General features: G+C 39.4%; 17 protein-coding genes. 3 read left to right on the plus strand and 14 right to left on the minus strand.

Annotated features, from left to right (window positions below):
• Positions 1-116: 116 nt before the first annotated feature.
• The 13 genes from NLP_RS28940 to NLP_RS29000 all read right to left on the minus strand — a co-directional run bounded on the left by NLP_RS28940 (position 117) and on the right by NLP_RS29000 (position 15,207).
• Positions 117-1,217, minus strand: a complete 1,101-nt coding sequence (locus NLP_RS28940) for a glycosyltransferase (RefSeq protein ID WP_104909330.1) — start codon at positions 1,215-1,217, stop codon at positions 117-119.
• A gap of 188 nt (positions 1,218-1,405) precedes the next feature.
• Positions 1,406-2,719 carry an NAD(P)H-dependent oxidoreductase gene (locus NLP_RS28945; protein WP_104909331.1) on the minus strand — a complete coding sequence of 438 codons (1,314 nt, stop codon included), beginning with the start codon at positions 2,717-2,719 and terminating at the stop codon, positions 1,406-1,408.
• A gap of 263 nt (positions 2,720-2,982) precedes the next feature.
• Positions 2,983-3,540, minus strand: a complete 558-nt coding sequence (gene rfbC / locus NLP_RS28950) for a dTDP-4-dehydrorhamnose 3,5-epimerase (protein ID WP_104909332.1) — start codon at positions 3,538-3,540, stop codon at positions 2,983-2,985.
• A gap of 132 nt (positions 3,541-3,672) precedes the next feature.
• Positions 3,673-4,518, minus strand: coding sequence for a phytanoyl-CoA dioxygenase (locus NLP_RS28955; RefSeq protein WP_104909333.1), 846 nt, complete (start codon positions 4,516-4,518; stop codon positions 3,673-3,675).
• Positions 4,519-4,539: 21 nt separating this feature from the next.
• Positions 4,540-5,382 carry a phytanoyl-CoA dioxygenase gene (locus NLP_RS28960; protein WP_104909334.1) on the minus strand — a complete coding sequence of 281 codons (843 nt, stop codon included), beginning with the start codon at positions 5,380-5,382 and terminating at the stop codon, positions 4,540-4,542.
• Between the two features lie 50 nt (positions 5,383-5,432).
• The gene (locus NLP_RS28965) at positions 5,433-6,434 is read right to left on the minus strand and encodes a glycosyltransferase family 2 protein (protein ID WP_104909335.1); all 1,002 of its coding nucleotides are present in this window, start codon (positions 6,432-6,434) and stop codon (positions 5,433-5,435) included.
• A 38-nt stretch (positions 6,435-6,472) separates the two neighbouring features.
• Positions 6,473-7,426 carry a glycosyltransferase family 2 protein gene (locus NLP_RS28970; protein WP_104909336.1) on the minus strand — a complete coding sequence of 318 codons (954 nt, stop codon included), beginning with the start codon at positions 7,424-7,426 and terminating at the stop codon, positions 6,473-6,475.
• 101 nt (positions 7,427-7,527) lie between these two features.
• Positions 7,528-8,556 (minus strand): NAD-dependent epimerase/dehydratase family protein, encoded by a 1,029-nt coding sequence (locus tag NLP_RS28975; protein ID WP_104910086.1) that lies wholly within the window; start codon positions 8,554-8,556, stop codon positions 7,528-7,530.
• 431 nt (positions 8,557-8,987) lie between these two features.
• The gene (gene lhgO / locus NLP_RS28980; RefSeq protein ID WP_104909337.1) at positions 8,988-10,202 is read right to left on the minus strand and encodes an L-2-hydroxyglutarate oxidase; all 1,215 of its coding nucleotides are present in this window, start codon (positions 10,200-10,202) and stop codon (positions 8,988-8,990) included.
• Positions 10,203-10,368: 166 nt separating this feature from the next.
• Complete coding sequence (rfbF, locus tag NLP_RS28985) at positions 10,369-11,142, minus strand: glucose-1-phosphate cytidylyltransferase (RefSeq protein WP_104909338.1); 774 nt, start codon at positions 11,140-11,142, stop codon at positions 10,369-10,371.
• A gap of 331 nt (positions 11,143-11,473) precedes the next feature.
• Positions 11,474-13,642 (minus strand): tetratricopeptide repeat protein, encoded by a 2,169-nt coding sequence (locus NLP_RS28990; protein WP_104909339.1) that lies wholly within the window; start codon positions 13,640-13,642, stop codon positions 11,474-11,476.
• A 57-nt stretch (positions 13,643-13,699) separates the two neighbouring features.
• Entirely contained in the window at positions 13,700-14,482 is a 783-nt protein-coding gene (locus NLP_RS28995) for a PP2C family serine/threonine-protein phosphatase (RefSeq protein WP_104909340.1), read from the minus strand.
• Between the two features lie 50 nt (positions 14,483-14,532).
• Positions 14,533-15,207: a vWA domain-containing protein gene (locus NLP_RS29000; RefSeq protein ID WP_104909341.1), complete on the minus strand. Its 675-nt coding sequence runs from the start codon at positions 15,205-15,207 to the stop codon at positions 14,533-14,535.
• 756 nt (positions 15,208-15,963) lie between these two features.
• On the opposite strand from NLP_RS29000, the gene NLP_RS29005 reads away from it, so the two are divergent.
• Positions 15,964-17,349 (plus strand): response regulator, encoded by a 1,386-nt coding sequence (locus NLP_RS29005; protein ID WP_104909342.1) that lies wholly within the window; start codon positions 15,964-15,966, stop codon positions 17,347-17,349.
• Positions 17,350-17,392: 43 nt separating this feature from the next.
• Entirely contained in the window at positions 17,393-17,563 is a 171-nt protein-coding gene (locus NLP_RS29010) for a response regulator (protein ID WP_234017109.1), read from the plus strand.
• 60 nt (positions 17,564-17,623) lie between these two features.
• On the opposite strand, the gene NLP_RS29015 is transcribed toward NLP_RS29010, so the two are convergent.
• Positions 17,624-18,571: a hypothetical protein gene (locus tag NLP_RS29015; RefSeq protein ID WP_104909343.1), complete on the minus strand. Its 948-nt coding sequence runs from the start codon at positions 18,569-18,571 to the stop codon at positions 17,624-17,626.
• Between the two features lie 1,024 nt (positions 18,572-19,595).
• Between NLP_RS29015 and NLP_RS29020 the strand changes: the two genes are divergently transcribed.
• Positions 19,596-20,093 carry a hypothetical protein gene (locus NLP_RS29020; protein WP_104909344.1) on the plus strand — a complete coding sequence of 166 codons (498 nt, stop codon included), beginning with the start codon at positions 19,596-19,598 and terminating at the stop codon, positions 20,091-20,093.
• Positions 20,094-20,262 lie beyond the last annotated feature (169 nt).

Genomic DNA, 20,262 nt, shown 5'->3' on the forward strand with positions numbered 1-20,262 from the left:
CTTGTCTTCAAGACTTACGCTAAGAGATTCTCCGAAGAATACCTATTTTTTTACAAACCGCCAATCAGGAAATATCAAATAAATAGGTAATCTGATAGTGGAAATAAATTCAGAAATCAAATGAATAATTGATGCACGCCACAAGCTTGATTGATAATTTGCTCAACCTTGCTAAAGAATACATTCTCTGAAAAATTTGCTACAGCATGATTGCGGATGCGATCGTAATCCCAAGAAATGCCGTTGGCTTCTAGTAATGCAACTTGGAGAGATTCGGGTGTTTGTCTTTTGAAAAAGACTCCTGTTTCGCCTGGAATTTGAGTATCTAATACTCCACCCGCTCCATAAGCGATCACTGGTGTACCGCTAGCGTTAGCCTCCACTGGCACTAATCCGTAGTCTTCTAGAGCTGCGACAATAATCGACTTGGCTTTGGAAAACAAGTCTTTGCGGGTTCTATCACTTACGTGTCCCAAGAACACAATATTTTGTAATGCTTTAGATTTTAACCGTGCTTGTTCTGGCCCGTCACCAGATATTAATAGCCGCCACCCTAACCAATTAAAAGCTTCGACTATTATATCAAGTCGCTTATAACTGATCATCCGGGCGGAGGCCAGATAATATTCATCTTTTATATCGGAAAAAACAAATTTACTAGTATCAATTGGATAGTTCACCATCATTGCCTTTTTGCCATAAATCTTTTCAATCCGGCGGGCAACAACACTGGAATTAGCAATGTAAAGGTCAGGTTCCTGTGCATATTTCAAGTCTACCTTTCTCATTACTTGAAATACTTGTTCGATTAAAGGAGCAAAATATCTATAGTCTCCGTATTCTCTTAAATAAGTTGCTGTATCCCATAAGAAACGGGTAACGTTATGGCAAAAACAAATGTGGTGGGCATTGGGATTTTTTCGTACTGCTTTGGCGAAGCTAGTGCTACTACTAATAATTAAATCATATTCTTGCAAATCCAAGGCACGAAAGGCAGGGAAATATAGAGGAGCCATCGACCTAAAATATTTTGCTGCACCAGGAATCTTTTGTAAGAAGGTTGTATTAACTATGCGATCGCCTAGATCGATAGTTTTTTGGGGATCGTACAAAGATGTGAAAATATCTGCTTCGGGATAGCGCTTACAAAGCAGTTCAAACACACGCTCTGCCCCACCTCGCTGGGTTAAATAATCATGGACGAGAGCAATTTTCATGAAATTTGACCTAAAGTTTCGATCGGATTTGTTGAAACACTCCCCAGCAAGTTACTATCAACAACTTTAGTGTCCCGCAGTATAGCTTTCTATCCTCTTGATGAAATTCTGGCGACAAATATATAGGGGCGTACAGCTGTACGCCCCTACAGCTAATTCATTTGTGGCAAATATTTTTAGAACCGATATTATCCAACTGCTACTAAGATTTTTTCTGGAGCGAAATAGGTGTTTTGCTCAGTTCTTAGTTGGTCGCAAAGTCTGCCTTCAGGTAATTCTACATCCTCATAAGTGAGGACTCGATCTTTAGAAATATCTCGTTTGAGGCGGCACCCTTCAGCTAAACCCATTGGTAGAAGATTTTGCTGTTGGACGATATCGGAATTTTCACATTGTCCGTAGGTCATGTAGTAGCCGATGCCATCTAAGGTTTCTCCTGCTTTCAGGTCGATTTTGGCGGTGGTGATAACATCTACTAGCGGGCCTGCTAATGGAGACATCACAGGATCACCAAATAAAACAGCACGTGCTACGGACAAGGGAACTTCAAAATGACAGAGGTGATAAGGAGTATAGAAGCTATAAAGTGGGCCTTCGCCTAATTTATATAAGTTGAGATAGTGGCGTTGCTTGGGGTCGTCGTGAGTGGCAAATACATATACGCCTGGGCCTGGTTTTGCTCCAACTACATAATCGACAATGCCGCCCAGTTCTTTGAGTTGTTCAACATCATATAACTGGGTCATTTCATCGACATGACCGCTGAAGTCATATCCCAACATTCCCCGTTTGGCGACTTTCATGCCTGTGGCATTGGCAACGATCGCTTGCTCGAAGGAAATTTTGCTTCCGTCGGCGAAGCTAGCCACCATGTGGGGCTTTTGACCCCAACGTTTAGCAAATCCTTCCTGGGTGGTGGGATTGCGATAGGGGTCTTGGAGTCCTTTAATGTTACCGCACAATAAGGGAGTTAAACCAATGCTTTTTACAAAGCGATAAAGGTTCATTTGCACCCCTGGCTGATCGCCATCACAAGCGGTGAGAATCACGCCTGCTTTGTCGGCATACACTTTCAGGATGGGGCCAATGGTGCCGTCGAGTTCGGCATTCATCATGATCACATGCTTGCAATGAGCGATCGCTTCCATAACGATCCCAGTGCCAAATTCCACTGCACCCGTGACTTCGATTAATGCATCGATGCCTTCAGCCCGACACAGTAACTTAGCGTCTTCTGTGACTGCATACTTACCGTTAGCGATCGCATCTTCTAATTCGCTGACAGTTGCAACAACTTGAATATCTTCAATTCCTGCTTCCGAATAAGCTTGTTTAGCTGCACCAATCTGACGATTAGATATAGCAACTAACTCCATTCCTGGCACTGAATTGACAATTTGGTTGGCAATTCCTCGACCCATAAAACCAGCACCAATCATTCCCACCTTGATAGGATTTCCTGCTGCTGCTCTGGCTTGTAAGGCGCGATCGATAATAATCATGAACTAAACTCCTTTTTAGAACTGTTTGTTGTGTTACAAATTCTCGATAATTTTGCACTTAATAATTTGTTACAGCTAAATATTAAGTACATTTTCATGGGAATTATCATTAATGACAGCTACTAACTGGTTTTTTGCTAGATACTGTATAAGTAGTACATCACGGCGTAAATAGAGCAACCATTTAAAATCTCTAAAAAGCCCATTTCGTAATACTTTTGACTTTTGACTTTTGACTTCCGCCTTGCGGTAGTAGTCTATAGTTATCTGGAAGCTGCACCGCCAACAGTCATCATTCTCAACAAAGGCCAATTTAAATCTTTCTCGGAGATTTCAGTCACATCTAGAGGCCAATCAATGTTAAAGAACGGGTCGTCATAGCGTAAACCTCTTTCATATCCTGGAGTGTAAAATTCACCCACTTGATATACAACTTCAGTCTCATCGGTGAGTGCTTGATAGCCATGAGCAAACATTTCTGGAACATACAAAGCGCGGCGATTTTCTGGGGTTAGCTCTACACCAATGTGTGATAAAAAACTAGGAGATTCAGGACGCATATCAATAATTACGTCGTAGATTGCGCCTTTAGTACAACGAATTAATTTTGTTTCTGCTGCTGGCAGAATTTGATAGTGCATTCCCCGGATAGTGCCTTTTTTGTAATTAAAAGATAGGTTACATTGGGCAACTGTTGGCTTTAATCCGTGTGCTTCAAATTCTTGAGCGCAGAAAGACCGTGCGAAAAAACCACGATGATCTGGCTTTTCTTCTAAATCAATGATGAATGCGTCTTTGAGTGCAGTTTGAGTGAAGATCATAAATGAATAACCTCGATAGGAATATTGACGACAACAAAACTTGGCAAGTTTGAAAAACTCACTTGCTACAAACCTCATCAACAATAGTATTGAGTGGATTTTTAGATGAACAATTAGCTTGCTTTTACTGAACTATATTGCACTCTTAATGACTGGTTCAATTAACTTGGGCTGGGGAAAAGTATTGTCTCGATATTGAGTACAAACTTCTGGGCGATCGGGAGAATTGGAAGTGTAGCACGAGAATAAAGTTAACCTATCTTCTGTGCGTAATGTCCCGTGATGTATGGCTTTTTTGGTATCTACAATAATCACTGTTCCTACCAATCCTGTACAAGATTTCCAAGCCTGTTTCGGGATAATTTCATTTAGTTCTTCATCTGTGATGCCTAAATGACCAGATTGCCAAAGCTTGTAGTAAGTACGGTAATAGTTTAATCTAAACAAAGAGGTTAAAGACGCTGGAATATATTCAAAGGGTCCGTGCTTTTCTTCAACATCATTTAAGTAAATAATGATTTTGATCATACGGCGGTCTTCTGCATCTTTATGCCATAGTTGTGTACCAAACTGATTTTTATTAGGAAAATCCTTGCGGAGATGTACACCATGAAAAACGAGCGGTAGACCAATGTAGTTTTCAATGATGTTTAGGAGCCTTTTTTCGCTTCCCCAAGCAGCAAATTCAGGTAAATATGTAACTGTGTAAACTTGGGGAAATTTTTCATTTGAATCGTCATTATTGACAGATTCCATTTGGGACGAATAACTAGAAGCTGCCTTGAGCAATTCTGATGTTGAATCGAATCCCAATTCAGCAAGTGTGGTAATATGAATACCATCAAATTTAAGACCGTCAAGAATTTTGCGATCGCTTTTTTCTAGTGCAGGCAAATTAGCAGCATGTTTTAAAAGTGCTAATCTGTAAACTAACTCAGATCCCAGCGAAGATATTTTGCGTTTAATCTTGAGCAGCATGGCATGACTACCTTTAATACACTATCGGCTATTTTCTATTTGTTGCCTTAACTCTGCTCTGGGATAAGTATCATCCCAGTATTGGGTGCAGAGTTCTGGTCTTTCAGGAGGGTTGGCGGTGTAACAAAAGAATAGTGTTGAGCGTTCTTCTGTGCGGACTATGCCGTGATGCAAAGTATTTTTTGTATCTACAATCAAAACAGTACCTGCTGGGCCTGGACAGGATTTCCAAGCTGATTTGGGGATGACTGTTTTCACTTCTTCATCATCAATGCCCCTATAACCTGACTTCCAAAGTTTATAGTAAAGTCGAATATAATTCCAACTAAATAAGGAAGTTAAAGAGCGGGGAATATATTCAAAAGGCCCAGTTTTTTCATCGACATCATTCAAGTAAATAAAGATTTTGATAATGCGGCGGTCTTCGGAATCGCTATGCCATAGTAGTGTACCAAACTGATGTTTGCTAGGGAAATCTTTACGTAAATGTACACCATGAAAAGCAATAGGAAGACCAATATAGTTTTCGATGATATTAAGAAGTCTTTTCTCCATTCCCCAGGCATAAAATTCTGGTAAACCTGTAACTGTAGAAATTTGTGGTAACTTTTCATCTAGATGGTCGTTTTTAGGATTTTCCATCTGAGACAATTGATGGTAAGCAGCTTTGAGCAGTTCGGAGCTAGAGTTAAAGCCTAAATCTGCCAGTGTTGTGACACAAACACCATCTTTTTTGAGAGCCTTCAGGATGTTGCGATCGCACCCTTCCAATGCTAGTAGATTTTTGCTATGCTTCCAACGAGCTACATAATATTCAAAGTCAGAAAACAGCGTAGATATTTTGCGTTTAATTATACTAAACATGTAGTAATTTTTTTCTAGTTTCAATGTCAATTATTCGGGAATTTAATAGTTTATGGCTTATAGCTCTGTATTTCTTGAGTAGGTATTTCACTTGATTCTGCTAAACTAAAATTTTTAGAAACCATTACATCAAAAGCACATAAACTGACTAAAGCTAAAAATGGGACTACTGTCTTAATGGCAGACATAGGCCATCTTCTTAAAGCACCTAAGAAAACTTTCCAGTTGACTTCTTTACCGTTTTGCAAAAGCATCCGCCGACAAAACTGCTTAGAATATCCACTCTGCTCCAATTTTAAAATTACTTCGGGTATGTGTTTGTATTGCATTAACAGTGCAGATTTTGGTTCTTTCTGCCAATAACTCACACCCACAACACATTCCAAATAAGTCTCTTTCGTGACAATTACACGACCATTAGAAGCACAATACCCGGCTAAATATGCTAAAGATATCCAATTATTCTCAGCATCTTGCCAATTTTGTAGAGCGCATTTCACTAAGTCAGTGCGGTAGATTGTAGCAGTCAGAAAAATGACTGCACCGACACTTTTTGAGAAACAATGCTCAAATATAGCTTTACCATCACCATCTTCACTATCTATATCAAACCAGCGATTACCAACAATTGTTGGTGGATGAACTGGTTCACCAGTAATTTTGTTTCGACCGGAAAAGTTGAGAAACAATAATGATATATCTTCATATTGTTTAAGTTTGCTAATCACATAAGCAATGGCTCTATCTTGAATTGGGTCATCGTCACCAATTGTCCAAACATATTTTGTTGTCGTCGAATTCAGACAATACATAATATTTTTGACAACACCTAAATTCTGAGGATTTTTATTTGATTTAAATGGGATACTGCTAAGTATTATTTGCCATTGTTTAATCACATCCTGAGTATTGTCTGTTGAACAATTATCAGAAACTAAAATTTCACAATCATCTTCAAAACCTTTGATAGCTTGAGCTAGCCATGCTAACTGTTTATCCAGCAATTCAGCACGATTATAAGTTGGTATAGCAATGGTCAGTAATTTATGCATGGTAAGAAATAGTAGTCAATAAATTGATATATTAATGGTTACAGGCTAGTCTCTAGCTGTTTGGGTGGAAAAAGAATTGCCCAAGCTGATATACTTAACAAACGTAGGTAAGGAATAAATATTTTGATTGTCAAGAAAGGCCAACGTTTTAAAGCACCTAATAGGATTTTTAAGTCAGTTTTTTGATGGAAATTTTGCCAAATCATTTCCTGACAAAATTTCTGAGGATATCCTACCTTTAGTAGTTTTATATAAACTTCAGGTATGTATGCATATCGCATTCTAAAGTTCCATGTTGGGTCAAGATCCAAAAGACTAGCACCCATAGTACATTCTAAATAAGTGTCTTTAGTGACGATGACACTTCCATGAGCAGCGCAAAATGCAGTCCAATATGCTTGAGACGCCCAATTATTAGTAGCAGACGGCCATTTTTGTAAAGCGTGTTGTACTAAATTTGTACGATAAATTGCTGCTGATATAAAAAGTACACCACCAAAATTTTCATTCAGGTAACTTTGAAATACAGCTTTGCCATCAACTTTTAGTTCGTTGTTATCACTATTCAACCAGCGTTCTACAACAAGTTGACCTGTTCGTTTTTGACGACCAGAGAAATTTAAAAACATTAGTGCTAAATCTGAATATGTTTTTAGTGTTGTTAATACATAATCTAGGGTTCTCTCTTGAATTGGATCGTCATCACCAATTGTCCAAACATATTTACTATTTGGGGCTTTTAAGCAACAAGCAATATTACCCATGACCCCGATGTTTTCACTATTGATGTTTGATGTAAATGTGACATTACTAAGAATTAGTTGCCACTTTTTAATAACTTCTTGAGTATTATCTGTAGAACAATTATCAGAAATAAATATTTCACATTCAGACTCAAAGCCTTTAATAGATTTGGCTAACCAAGTAAGCTGTTTCTCTAAAATATGGGCACGATTGAATGTAGGAATTGCGATAGTCAGTAATTTATTCATATAGTGATTTGCAAATAATTTTATGTATGGAATAAGCCCGAATCAACACTATTTGATTCGGAAGCTTAGATTATTTTTCCGTTACTGCTAGACGAGTTTAGCTACTTTTTATTCCAGAAGAAATCTTTGTCAATCTGCTCTGTCCGAATTAGATACTCTAGCTGTTTTAAGCGAGTAAATCCTCTAAACAAGAAAGTATCTTCAGCCATGTGTATTTGACTGAATAAATCAAATAGCTGCTGGGCACCAAGTCGGGCATTCCAATCACATTTAAATCCGGGTAGGATTGTGTTGATTTTCTCGAAAGATACGCGATAGCTGCGGTTATCTGCGCCGTTGTCACCAAAGGATAATTTACAATCTGGGAAAACATCAGCAATAATTTCCGCGATTTCTTTAACGCGATAGTTATTTGCTGTATCTCCCACGTTGAAGATTTGGTTATGTACAATGTCTCGTGGTGCTTCTAAGGTGCAAATTATTGCTTTGCAAATATCCAATGCGTGGACTAATGGCCGCCAGGGTGTACCATCACTAATCATTTTGATTTCTTTGCTAGTCCATGCCAACCCTGCTAAGTTGTTTAAAACAATATCGAAGCGCATTCTGGGAGAAGCACCAAAGGCTGTCGCATTCCGCATAAAGGTGGGAGAGAAGTCATCGTCAGCGAGTGGTCTGACATCTCTTTCTACGAGAGTTTTACATTCTGCGTAGGCTGTTTGGGGATTAACTGCGGATTCTTCTGTGACATCACCTGCGGTAGCAACACCGTAGACACTGCACGAAGACATATATACGAAGCGACGCACACCCATAGCCTTAGCCAAACTAGCCAGACGAACTGAACCTACATGATTAATTTCGTAAGTAATATTGGGCGCTAATTGTCCGGCTGGGTCGTTGGAGAGTTCCGCCATGTGAACTATGGCTTCAATACCTTCCAAATCATCAGGAGTAATGTTGCGGATATCTTTATTTAGGGTTTTGGGTGTGACTCCACTAGGGTTGTACAGCCAACCAACTTTATAGAAACCAGTATCTAGACCAATAACTTCATGTCCTCGTTCGATTAACAGAGGCGGTAATAACGAACCTAGATAGCCTTCTGTTCCAGTTACTAATATTTTCATTGTGGTTAATTCCTTTGTATTGTGTTGATGAGTTAAATTCTTCATTTAGCTGGATGCACAGATGTACGCCCTAGAGTGTGTTGCATCTATCTAGAAGGGAACCGCTATATTTTTCGTTTGTATGCAATAACTTGACTTCTCTCCTCTTAGGAGAAAGGCTTTGAATCTTACTCCCTTTTCTTTAGTCATTGGACTCAACCCAGAAGCACTATATATGACTTGGCTAACAGTGATTATGTAGTTACTAAAACCTTTGCAGGCTTACCCATTGGGTAGCAGCCCTCTATAGCGGTTCTTAATTGATGCATGACACTTTTATTCTTGTGGGATGGGTGTCTTACCTGTCCCTTGTATTTTCAGGCAGGCAAAGATGCCCACTATACAAGATTCATCCCTTAATTCAGCAGTCCCGGAAATAACAACTATGCTATCTATGCAGTTACTACACTCTCTAGATGCGAAAGTTGGGGAATTTTTGCCACAAGCGCTTTGCCAATTTCTAGAGAAGATGTAGCAGCAGGAGAAGGAGCATTGCAAACATGAATAGAGTTTTGACCAGAAACAATCAAAAAGTCGTCTACAAGCTTGCCATCGTTCATTAAGGCTTGAGCGCGGACTCCTGCATGGGTGGGAACTAAGTCTTCTGCTTGCACTTCGGGAATTAGTTTTTGTAAACTTCTGGTGAAGGCTGCTTTGCTAAAAGAACGAATGATTTCTTGGATGCCTTCATCAGCGTGTTTAGCTGCTAATTTCCAGAAACCGGGATAGGTGATGACTTCCAGAAAATCCTGTAAGTCAAAGTCGGTTTTTTTGTAACCTTCGCGTTTGAGGGATAGAACCGCATTTGGCCCTGCATGGACGCTACCATCAATCATCCGAGTAAAGTGGACACCCAGGAAGGGGAAATCTGGATTGGGAACTGGGTAAATTAGTGTCTTGACCAGATAGCGTTTTTCTGGGGTGAGTTCGTAGTATTCTCCCCGGAATGGGACAATTTTAGCTTGGGGTTCAACTTGACCTAGTTTGGCGGTGCGATCGCTATGCAATCCAGTACAATTAATTACAAAGCGGGTTTCAAAGTTACCATTGTTTGTTTGCAGTACCTGATTTTTACCACTTGGAGAGATTTTCAGGACTTTTGTATTCAGGTGTAAATCTCCACCCTGCTGTTGAATAAGCTGGGCATATTTCAAACAAACTTGCTTGTAATTAACAATACCAGTAGAGGATACCCGAATTCCACCTACACATCTTACATGAGGTTCAATTTCCTTGACTTCTTCGGGGCTAATTCTCTGGACATTTATGCCATTGTCTAAGCCGCGTTGGTAGAGATTTTCTAAGCGTGGTAGCTCTTGTTCTTCAGTTGCAACAATTACCTTACCACAAACTTCATGGTCAATTTCATGCTCTTGGCAGAATTCTACCATTGAACGAGAACCATTACGACAAAATTTAGCTTTGAAACTCCCTGGCTTGTAGTAAATACCAGAATGAATCACTCCGCTATTATTGCCAGTTTGGTGAAATGCCCATTGGCTCTCTTTTTCTAGTACTAAAATACGCGCATTGGGATAGCGTTTTCCTAAAGCCAACGCTGTCGAGAGTCCAACTATTCCCCCACCTATAATCGCAAAATCATACATTAGTATTATTGTAGCTAAGAGCCAGAGTAAATAAGTGTTTTTTGGAGTTACAATCTAGTACATTAAGACGGAAGCCAACATGCCATATCATAAAATATCAAAACAAAAGCCCGAAATAAAGTTCTTTTGACTTTTGAATGCGTGACTTTTGACTTCCGCCTAGCGGCTACCATGCCTTCCAAGGAGCCTGATTGTTTTTCCACAGCCCTTCGAGATAGTTTTTATCACGTAAAGTGTCCATCGGTTGCCAAAACCCATCATGTTTAAAAGCAGATAGCTGTTCCATATCAGCTAGCTTTTCTAATGGCTCTTGCTCCCATACCGTAAAGTCATCAGCAATTAAGTTGATTACTTCTGGTTCTAACACAAAATAACCACCATTAATCCAAGCTCCATCACCTTCCGGTTTTTCTCGAAAGCTAGTGATTTTGGTTTGCTCATATCCTAAAGAAATAGCACCAAAACGTCCGGCTGGTTGAACAGCAGTAAGTGTTCCTAAGCTATTTTGTTCTTTGTGAAACTTAATTAGCTCGGTGATATTAATATTACTGACACCATCGCCATAAGTAAAGCAAAAAGTCTCGTTACCAAGATGTTCGCTGATTCGCTTTAAACGTCCGCCTGTCATTGTATTATCACCCGTATTTACTAAAGTGACACGCCAGGGTTCTGCATAACCAGAATGCACGTTCATCTGGTTAAAGCGCATGTCAAAGGTAACATCTGACATGTGTAAGAAGTAATTAGCAAAATACTCTTTAATTATGTAACCTTTGTAACCGCAACAAATGATGAAGTCATTAATGCCGTGGGCAGAGTATGTTTTCATTATGTGCCAGAGAATTGGCTTACCACCAATCTCAACCATCGGCTTAGGTCTAATACTGGTTTCTTCACTGAGGCGTGTACCAAGACCTCCAGCCAAAATCACCGCTTTCATGCAATTACCTCGGAGATTCGTAGGGATATGATTATTTGACTTTTTCGAGATGAAGAGGATGCACTTAAAGGGAGAAAAATGTATTTCTGATTTCTGTTTCTCCGTCAATAATCTAACTGTAATTTCCGATGAAATTATAAAGGTAAGATAAATTAAAATCTTTTCTATATAAAAGCTCTATGAATATCTATAAATACAAAAAGAAATTACTCAATGAAATAAATAAAAATATCACCTATAAAATAACTAGGGTTAGCGCCAGCTAACCCTAGTCAGGCTTGATTTTTGAAATCAAAACCAATAATATGCTAGTCAGAAAAGTTACTTGTTTCTAGTTAGTTTTCTCCCCATTAATTGAACCTTGGAATAAAGGGTCACATTTGTTTTCTACAACTACGCACATATTGCTAAGTGCTTGCTGATAATTATCCATGTCATCTTGCTCAAGAAATATTTTGGCAGATGCCTGTATATCTTCGACAGCTTTTGTCTGGTTTTTGTTAGCTTCACTACCACCATATTGTGCCAGTTCATAGCGAACCATACCTCGTTTGAGATATGCTTTTGCTAATTTGGGGCTTAGAATTAATGCTTGGTTAAAGTCAGCGATCGCTTGATTATATTCTTGCTGATAATTGCTGCTATATTGAGCAATTTGATAATAGACAACGCCCCGCTGGAAGTAAGCTTCGGCTTTGGAGACATTAAGTTTTATTGCTTGAGTAAAATCTGCGATCGCTTTTTTGTAAGCTTGTTGAGATTCACCACTATATTTAGCCATTTGAGCGCGGACAATCCCCCGTCTGACATAAGCTTCAATTTCATTATTATCCAGACCGATGGCTCGATTATAGTCAGCGATCGCTAGATTATATTCTTTATCGGGATCGTTGCTATATTCGGCGAGCATATAGCGGGCATTGCCCCGATTTACCAGAGCTTTGATTTGATTGGGATTGATTTTCAGAGCTTGGCTATAATCTGTAACTGCTCCTTCGTAGTCTTTCAGGTTATAGCGAGCATTACCACGATTTACAATTGCTCTAGCATGTGTCGGTTCTTGTTCAATTGCTTCGCTAAAGTTGACAATTGCTTTGTCATAGTCTCGCTCTTTATAAGCAATATAACCTTGCTGATAAGAATCAGCGAAGCTGAGTTTATTATTTGGCTTAGGAGACTTGATTGTTTGTTGGGTGTAAGCATTTTGGGAAACCAACGGCTGAGTAAATTTAATCATTACGTCTGCATATCCCAATAAACCAAAACCCAGCAAACAAAAAATAATCGGGTACAACTTTGACTTTTTGGCAGGTTTATATGAACCGCTGGGAGTCATTATTGGCTGCCAGTAATTAACTAGCTGCTGCGGTGACATGGCTCGCTGGGGAAAATGCGGTGTCTGAGTGTAGCGTTTTTTAGCTTTGATTCGCGGTTGGAGATGTTCTCTAGCTTCTATAGCCCGATGTGATGGAAAGGGGTCGCGTCCGCCTAATCGCACGGTACGTTCGCACCAGGGACAGCTACGCATGTGGTTGTTGTAGCGATGCTGGGGATTTGTCGTGCAGGTAATCAGGGAATCTTCGGCTTCAGCGATTGCCGAGAGCCAAGTCTGGGCACTGGGGCGCAGTTGTGGATTGTTGTGACCCTCTTCAAAACAACGGACAAATAGTTCTTGTAAGCTGGGATGGAGAATTTCCCAAGGGGGTGCAATGGGTGTCGGCAGGTAGGGTACGTAACGCTTTTCGCTGTAAGTGAAATGACCCGATGCAATGCGTGCTTCGTAAGGTGGTGGCTCAATCGCACCTTGAAAAATCCCCGAAAATGGGTGGGTGCCTTCCATTAAGAGTTGAAATACTAGCACCGCCAACCCAAATAAATCGTGAGAGATTTCGCGATCGTGCTGGGCAAAAGTTTTATTTTGTAGTTCTGGTGGAGTAAACTCTGGTTTACCCACTGGACAGCGATAAACAACTTTGTTGTTTGAGTCGGTTACTTGGAAAGAGTCTGTGTCTATCAAAGTCACCAATGCCGTATCGCTGACGAGAATATTGGATTCGTTCACATCACCAATGCAATATCCACTAGCGTGCAAAGCTGCAAAAGCCGCCGCCAGGTTACGAGCCGTGCGGAGCAGGTACTGATAGTTGAATAGGGGGCAGTGTTGCCGACGGGTTCTGGGGTTATAAAAGTCGATGATTGGACGCATCCCCTGAATACGTGGCATCAAAAAGCCCATGATGCTATTTTTACCATCTGCCGCCCGTAATAAATCCTCTGGCCAAGCGATAGAGATATGCCCTAAACTAGCTGTAGGGTTTTCTGGCGGGTTGGCAAGCATTGCTTGGAGTTTATCAGCATGAGCAGTGGTTGGCTTGTGGTAAATCTTCGCCACCAAATTGCTATCGGATGGTACTGCATAAACGCAAGCTTCACCCCCACGCCCCAAACTGACATTGAGGCTGAGGATTTCTTTTTTAGGGGAACAACGTAGTACCTGCATAATGAAATTACCGCTAACGGGAGTTATTGTAAGATGTGAAACCTGTAGATTGATTGCTCACAAGTCGTTGAATGCGGCTATAATGAGTGTCAAATCATCATCAGTGCGTTGCGTAATCCGCTCTGAGCGTAAAAATTTTACTAACTGCTCCTTCGCTTCTGTCTTATCCTCGGTATTGGCGACAAATTCAAACAGCGGAAAAAAGAATGGTTTGTGAGGTTCGCCAACAACCATATTCAAAGCCAACATTTGTAATCCGTCGGTGATGATACCAACGTTTACTATGTCTGTGCGCCATAATCTCATCTGTGCTGTATCTAAGGCATTAGGCGAAGTTAAAAAAGTGGTTTCGTTGATGTATTCACCACTGTCAGGCATAGTCAGTGCCAACAGGTTGCCCATACGATCTTTTGCCACTGCCAAACCATCACCTATCTGTACCACAGCTACAACTTCTGGTGTGGCAACCAGCATAATTAAGGTAGTTGCTAAATCTTGAGGTTGTTTTTCACAAGTAGCTGCCTCATCTTCCACAGCTTTTTTGGCGGCGAATATGGCATCATTTAAGAGCGATCGCACCAATGTATCATCAGTCAAACTTTTTCGGGTCAGCCCAATGGTTGAAATGTTTTCTATTGCTGTCTCCACAGCAACCATCGCTCCCACTTTACCAAGGCTAGCAGAACCCGCGCCATCTGCTGCGGCCGCCACTAAAACATTATCTGACAATATCTGCCAGTGATGAGCATCCTGACATAATTGATTGTTTTTTAAGTGACTTGTACCACATACAGACGCAGCCACAATCCGCCATTGAGCAATCTGTTTTGATATGTTCATAAATTTTTTTCAAGCAGCTAACTGTGTAAACATCAAGCTGCAATTTTTAATTAAACAGTCCCCCAACCAATCGGCGGTAGTGCTACCTGTTCGTCTACTTGGGAATGAGAAACAGCTGACATACTAGTTGACAGCCAGACAAACATCTCGATAAAATTTAATCCTTTAAGCTTTAAGGGAGTACGTACAGTTATTTGATTTAAACGCGTCATATTCGCATTTTCTACTCCAACTGTAAAGAATGCTACCCGCTTGTTCGCCTCGTCTCCCTGTAGGCGCTGGGATGCTTGTTCTACTATATGCTCTAACTCGCCTTGGGGTTCTCCATCGGTAATCATAAATACCCAAGGACGATAGTAAGCAATCCCATTGGCACGATACTGAGATTTCCGCTCTTGAATTATGTCCAAAGCTTTATGAATTCCCGCACCCATTGTAGTCAAGCCCTGTGCTGTCAAGATAGGCGGATTGAATTGATCGGCAGTTACAAAGTCTTGTAATACATTGATATTACTATCAAAAGTGACGATCGCCACTTCCACCCGTCTAGCGGCTAAAGAATTTTTGACTAATTCATCCTTTAAGCTTAGTAAACCTTGATTTAAAGCCTCAATCGGCTCTCCTTGCATCGACCCAGATGTGTCTAATAAAAGTACACAAGGACAACGTGGTTCTGGGTTCTCAGCAAATTCTACTACTTCATCAAGTCTTAATGTATCATGCATAACTTTTTGTGTTATGTTAAAGTCCAAAGCTTTATTTTCCTTTGCTCAGAGTATATAGATCCAATCGCCGAGGCGACTACAGAATATAGTATCTAGTGGTAGATGCTCTAATCTTTATTAAACAAATTATTTTCATGAAGTTCTCTATATACTCTATATATTTAAGATGAACTTGAGCACAGCTTAGTTTAGCAAAAAAGAGTTTATCAAAACCCAGCATTACCTGTTGTAATGTATCTACCAAAAAGTTATATCCATTAAACCTACAGTACAATAAATACGTAAACTTTCCTAGATAAGTTTTTAAAGATTTTATGTAGAAGAATCGTTTCTTTAAGGAAGAGTAATTAACCATAATTAAGCTAGTTAACTCTAGAATTATACCAGTGTAACTGCGCGAACTTGGAATCAAATTTGCCTCTGGAAGCGAGTGGGTATAAATAAACGTCATTATTAAGGTCTTCACTCAAGAGTTGTCAGTAGTAGGTAAAATCCAGAATTAACCAACATCGACTGATAATCTAGCTATGATAGATGTTTACCTTTATTCATACCTACTTGTTTTTTGAGATAGATTAAGTTAAGTGTGCTAAATGTAACAAATGATTTAGGAAACTTACAATTTTTAATATATGTACATACTTTCAAATAAATAATTTGTGGATAGAAAAATATTACAAAAAAGAGAATACTTTATAGCTGATATTTTCAATTTACAAATGTTCAGTTGTTGATTCCGCAAAAAACTTGAAAAATATGAATTACTCAGGTACATTCACCAAACTACGTCCTCTAAGTTTGTTAAGACAATTATCCAATTGTTTTGACAGTACTTGTTTACAAGTATTTAGTAACTCAGTTTCTTGGTCGATTTACTTAGAACAGGGCAAAATAACTTACGCTACCCATTCCGTGGAACCTTTTGATCGACTAGAACGCCATTTGCGACGCCTCAGCCAGCAAATTCCACTCCTTACTAATGAGGTTCGCGTGCAAGTACGGCTGATGTTTGAACTTGACTCACACAGTCAGTTAATCAAAGATGACACTAATTCGAGTAGCCACCCTCCTGAGTATCAGGCTATATCCTGGCTTGTTAGTCAACAACATCTACATTCTACACAAGCAGCAATGCTGGTTCAAGAATTAGTTAAAGAGGTAATTGAATCATTTTTGCTCATCCAAGAAGGTACTTATGAATTAACAGAACCAGTTGATAGAATGCCAAAAATTTGCAGGCTAGATGTAGAAAAAGTTCTCGACCGTTGCCAAGTAAAATTACAGAATTGGCAGGCTTTTGTACCCAAAATTTCTTCTCCATATCAACGTCCATATCTGTTGATTAATAACAAGTTTGATAACCAAGATTTACCAGACCTACAGCCAGATTTAACTAACTGCATGAAGGGTTTTAGCCTCTGTCATCTGGCTGCAATTCTGAATCAAGATGAAATTCAACTAGCTCGCAATTTATACCCTTACATCCTTAAGGGTGCGATTATCCTCCATGAACCCGATCCACCATTTGATAAATTACCAAAGCTTTTTGAGGAGCGACCGCTTTTATCAAAATTGATTTCAGGATTAGTTGACACCAAACAAGAATTAAGTACCACTGTAAATTCTTACCCAAATATTCCTGAAGAGAAAATAGTTTCTGTTGAGCGATTACCACAGATTTCTACTCCTTCAACAGAAAACTTTCAGGAACCAACAATATCAAATAACATAAATCCTGCTTCCCAAAGAGTAACAGCTGCTACTGTAACAGTACAAAAAGTTCACAAAATTGTTTCTGTAGATGATAGCCCCACAATCCTTAAAGAAATTAGTTATTTCTTAGAAAATGAGAATTTTTCTGTAGTGACTATTAACGATCCAGTGAAAGCCGTTTTGTCAATTATAAGGCACAAACCAGACTTAATTTTGTTGGATTTAAATATGCTAGGAATTGATGGCTATGAATTGTGCCGAATTATACGAAATAATTCTATATTTCAGAATACTCCCATCATCTTTGTCACTGGTAGTAAAGGAATTGTAGACAAAGTAAAAGCAAAATTAGTCGGGGCTTCTGGTTACCTAACCAAACCATTTACTCGTGCCGAATTGCTAAAAATAGTCTTCATGCATTTGACTTAAATTAACCATAAAATCTAACGACTTTGAGCTAATGAAGATAAATATGGCAACAATTTTAGTTGTTGAAGATGCTCCTTCTCAGTTGGAGTTAATCAATAGCTTTTTAAGAGGCAGTGGACATACAGTAATTAAAGCTTATGATGCCAAAGATGGAATGAGCAAGGCAATAAATTATCGCCTGGATACAATTATTACTGATGTGGTAATGCCATAAATTAACGGTTTTGAATTCTGCCGCCAAATGCAAAAACTAGCTTCTGTCTGCTACAAAGTTTTAGTATATGGCAGAGAAATCATAATTCGGGTTGTTGTAGGCTGGATTTAATGTGGCAGATGTTACAAGGTCAGGACTGCTGATTAAACTGATGATATCAGTGCCGATAGCTTTGCTGGGCGTAGTACTACCTAGCGATATTAGTTCGCCACTAACAGAAAAATTCCAGCCTTCATTACCAACGAGTGTTTTGCCATCACCACTGGCTTCAATCCGATTTCCAAGGAGATTGCTGTTACTTACACTGGCTGTGTTGCCACTACCTAGTATGTCGTTGTTACTACCAGGGAGTGAATTGGCATTACCAAATATGTCGTTGTTATTGCCTAAGTTCCAGTTACCGTTACCGGAGGTTGTGTTATCTTTACCAAAGCTCCAGTTGCCGTTACCTTCGGTTTTGCCGCCATCACTGTAGTTCCAGTTACCGTTACCGTTGGTTGTGTTGCTACTACCATATAACCAGTTACCATTACCGTCAGTTGTATTGTTACTACCATATAACCAGTTACCGTTACCTTTACCACTGTTGCTAGTGGCATTTGCACCATCTAAGTTTTTAAGATCAGATATCCAGTTATCACTGTTATAAGGTACAGGTAGACCGTTGCCAGTTTTAGGTAGGTTGCTACCACTCTCCTTGGAGGGGGGAGTGCTGCCAAATGGTAAGTTACCGGGGAGGTTCCCGCTAGCAGTGGCATTGTTAGCACTAGATGCGCTACCGCCAGCAAAGGGGTTGCTACCGCCAGCAAAGGGGTTGCTACCACCACTGAAGGAAGCGAAGCTATTACTACCACTAGCAGCCCCACTGAAGCCACCGCCACCATCTAAACTACTGCCATCGGTGGACTGCCATTTGCCATCACTGAAAGAAAAATTGCCATTACCAGTTGAGTTGTTGCTAGTACCTTGTGGTTCAGCAGTTTGATTGCCATTGTCAGAAGTTGCCATTAGAATTAAACTCCTATTACTCAAACTGAAATTCCTCCATCAAAAGGAAGATCAACGACATGAATGAAAGCATTTTTTTACTTTCATTTTCAATAAAAAATACTAATAAAAACAGCAAGCACTACATTTATTAAAAGTATACAAAATCAGATTTACATTTAAAATGAACAAAATTTCGATTGTATTGCCGATTTTTTAGATTGGATTGTCTATTCTTTCGATCTTGTTGAGCTAGATTTCAGAAAAATGTCCGATAATCCTTATTGTGAAAGCTTTAGAGGCAGTTTCTACAGTGATTTTTCGGCACAAACAGGGCAAATTTACCTCTTTGGAGTTCTACAATACAATGCAATGTAATTACACTACAAAAAACAGTAAAGTGTAATTTTTGTAGTCTATTTAGTGAGAAAATATTACTTGTGAGATTTTATCGAGTTTTAAAGATTTAAGTTCTGCGATCGCTAAAGCAAACACATCTAAATTACTCTCGATCGCAACCAATGTTAAGAACCAACGAAAAAATCAGCATTTCTCATTTGATTTATTTTCCAAGTCTCAAAGCCATGTCTACGACGGGCTACGCCTTGTGAAATCGTGGTCATTGCTCATCGCAAAAAACTGGGCTTGTTGAGAACAGAGAAAAAATAATGTCCCTTTTACATAATGTAATAATTGCTCAACTATGGAGTCATAATGCTAGAAAGTAAAACTAGAGTCAATCTTCAAGATAAATTAAGCAACAAATTCTTTGAAAAGCGCTCTTGAAGTTTTTCAAATCAGAAAAAATCTTGTGTATTTAGATTGCTGGTTTTATGGTATTTTAGCTCAAGCGTGAGAAATAAAATGGCTCTCAATTGTAATGGTTATGCAAGAAGCGATGTCTACGACGGGCTGCGCTTACGCACAAAAGTTAGCTAATTGCGTTTTGTGTTTTGAAGCTTCATTCTAGCAGAAAACAGAACAATTTATAAGCCTGCTTTCTGGCTCAACTAATAATAAAATTCGTGACTATGGAGTATAAAAAATGAAAAGTGTAGTGAGCGCAGCAGTTATCTTAACATTTCTTGGTGGAGTAAATTGCCTTCCTAGCTATGGACTCTTATCAAATATCAAGCCTTCAAACATAGAAGTTCAATCAATTGCTCAAGGTAATCATCAACAATTGATGGCTAAAGTTGGAACTACTTTAGATACTCCATTTTATCTGAAATATGGAAAGACAGCTTACCTTCCCACTGAAAATATTGAAATCAAATTTTCAAAAGTTATCCAGGATTCTCGGTGTCCAACTAAAGTCACTTGTATTTCGCAAGGGCAAGTTATTATTGGATTAGACATCATAAAAAATGGTCAGCAACTTTCAACATTAATGCTAACCCTAATCCCAGGTCGCGATCCTTTACCAATTCAACTTTCAGATAAATATTCGGTGAAATTGATCAGGGTTTCCCCGTACCCAATCAGCGGGCAGACGATCGCACTTCAAGACTACATTGTTAAAATTGTTGTTAGTAGAAACTAAATAACCAACCTTTGACTTTTGGCTTTTGACTTTTGACTTCCCTGAAAGGGTTGACACGCTTTTTTTCGGAAACAAAACACCCGGATTTTTCACAAGCGAGAAATCCGGGCGGATGTAGTTTAACCTCAAAATAAACCAAATAAAAATAATGTCTTACTTCCCTGCGTAG

This window comes from Nostoc sp. 'Lobaria pulmonaria (5183) cyanobiont' (assembly GCF_002949795.1).
Classification (GTDB): domain Bacteria; phylum Cyanobacteriota; class Cyanobacteriia; order Cyanobacteriales; family Nostocaceae; genus Nostoc.

Excerpts from the sequence above, each read along its gene's own strand:
- NLP_RS28940 (WP_104909330.1), bottom strand. The coding sequence starts at position 1,217 with ATGAAAATTGCTCTCGTCCATGATTATTTAACCCAGCGAGGTGGGGCA.
- NLP_RS28945 (WP_104909331.1), bottom strand. The coding sequence starts at position 2,719 with ATGATTATTATCGATCGCGCCTTACAAGCCAGAGCAGCAGCAGGAAAT.
- rfbC (WP_104909332.1), bottom strand. The coding sequence starts at position 3,540 with ATGATCTTCACTCAAACTGCACTCAAAGACGCATTCATCATTGATTTA.
- NLP_RS28955 (WP_104909333.1), bottom strand. The coding sequence starts at position 4,518 with ATGCTGCTCAAGATTAAACGCAAAATATCTTCGCTGGGATCTGAGTTA.
- NLP_RS28960 (WP_104909334.1), bottom strand. The coding sequence starts at position 5,382 with ATGTTTAGTATAATTAAACGCAAAATATCTACGCTGTTTTCTGACTTT.
- NLP_RS28965 (WP_104909335.1), bottom strand. The coding sequence starts at position 6,434 with ATGCATAAATTACTGACCATTGCTATACCAACTTATAATCGTGCTGAA.
- NLP_RS28970 (WP_104909336.1), bottom strand. The coding sequence starts at position 7,426 with ATGAATAAATTACTGACTATCGCAATTCCTACATTCAATCGTGCCCAT.
- NLP_RS28975 (WP_104910086.1), bottom strand. The coding sequence starts at position 8,556 with ATGAAAATATTAGTAACTGGAACAGAAGGCTATCTAGGTTCGTTATTA.
- lhgO (WP_104909337.1), bottom strand. The coding sequence starts at position 10,202 with ATGTATGATTTTGCGATTATAGGTGGGGGAATAGTTGGACTCTCGACA.
- rfbF (WP_104909338.1), bottom strand. The coding sequence starts at position 11,142 with ATGAAAGCGGTGATTTTGGCTGGAGGTCTTGGTACACGCCTCAGTGAA.
- NLP_RS28990 (WP_104909339.1), bottom strand. The coding sequence starts at position 13,642 with ATGCAGGTACTACGTTGTTCCCCTAAAAAAGAAATCCTCAGCCTCAAT.
- NLP_RS28995 (WP_104909340.1), bottom strand. The coding sequence starts at position 14,482 with ATGAACATATCAAAACAGATTGCTCAATGGCGGATTGTGGCTGCGTCT.
- NLP_RS29000 (WP_104909341.1), bottom strand. The coding sequence starts at position 15,207 with ATGCATGATACATTAAGACTTGATGAAGTAGTAGAATTTGCTGAGAAC.
- NLP_RS29005 (WP_104909342.1), top strand. The coding sequence starts at position 15,964 with ATGAATTACTCAGGTACATTCACCAAACTACGTCCTCTAAGTTTGTTA.
- NLP_RS29010 (WP_234017109.1), top strand. The coding sequence starts at position 17,393 with ATGGCAACAATTTTAGTTGTTGAAGATGCTCCTTCTCAGTTGGAGTTA.
- NLP_RS29015 (WP_104909343.1), bottom strand. The coding sequence starts at position 18,571 with ATGGCAACTTCTGACAATGGCAATCAAACTGCTGAACCACAAGGTACT.
- NLP_RS29020 (WP_104909344.1), top strand. The coding sequence starts at position 19,596 with ATGAAAAGTGTAGTGAGCGCAGCAGTTATCTTAACATTTCTTGGTGGA.